This window comes from Limoniibacter endophyticus (assembly GCF_014652835.1).
GTDB lineage: Bacteria > Pseudomonadota > Alphaproteobacteria > Rhizobiales > Rhizobiaceae > Limoniibacter > Limoniibacter endophyticus.
Window position 1 is genome coordinate 1 of the sequence record NZ_BMZO01000020.1, and the last position, 1,021, is coordinate 1,021.

The 1,021-nt window shown below is 51.9% G+C and carries 1 rRNA gene; it reads left to right on the top strand.

From position 1 onward, the window contains the following. A 23S ribosomal RNA gene (locus IE151_RS17570) occupies positions 1 to 1,021 on the top strand; the annotation flags it as partial.

The following is a 1,021-nucleotide window of genomic DNA, read 5'->3' on the forward strand; positions in this document are numbered from 1 at the left end:
ACCAGGATGTTGGCTTAGAAGCAGCCATCATTTAAAGAAAGCGTAACAGCTCACTGGTCTAGTCAAGGGTTTTTGCGCCGAAAATGTACCGGGGCTAAAGCCATACACCGAAGCTTTGGGTTTGATCCGCAAGGGTCAAGCGGTAGCGGAGCGTTCTGTAAGCTGATGAAGCATCATCCGTGAGGAGGTGTGGAGGTATCAGAAGTGCGAATGCTGACATGAGTAACGTAAGGGGTGTGAGAGACACCCCCGCCGAAAGTCCAAGGGTTCCTGCTTAAAGTTAATCTGAGCAGGGTTAGCCGGCCCCTAAGTCGAGGCAGACATGCGTAGACGATGGGAACCACGTTAATAATCGTGGGCCTGGAGGGAAGTGACGGATCGCGTAAATTGTAAGGTCTTATTGGATTGATCCTTGCAGTGAAGCGGTTCCAGGAAAGAGCCCCTCCTTATAGACCGTACCCGAAACCGACACTGGTGGACTGGTAGAGAATACCAAGGCGCTTGAGAGAACTATGCTGAAGGAACTCGGCAAATTGCATGCGTAACTTCGGGATAAGCATGACCTTGCATCGGGCAACCGGTGTGAGGTGGCACAGACCAGGGGGTAGCGACTGTTTATCAAAAACACAGGGCTCTGCGAAGCCGCAAGGCGACGTATAGGGTCTGACGCCTGCCCGGTGCTGGAAGGTTAAGAGGAGATGTGCAAGCATTGAATTGAAGCCCCAGTAAACGGCGGCCGTAACTATAACGGTCCTAAGGTAGCGAAATTCCTTGTCGGGTAAGTTCCGACCTGCACGAATGGCGTAACGACTTCCCCGCTGTCTCCAGCATAGACTCAGTGAAATTGAATTCCCCGTGAAGATGCGGGGTTCCTGCGGTTAGACGGAAAGACCCCGTGCACCTTTACTATAGCTTTGCATTGGCATTCGTAACAGCATGTGTAGGATAGGTGGTAGGCTTTGAAGCAGTGGCGCCAGCCATTGTGGAGCCATCCTTGAAATACCACCCTTACTGTTATGGA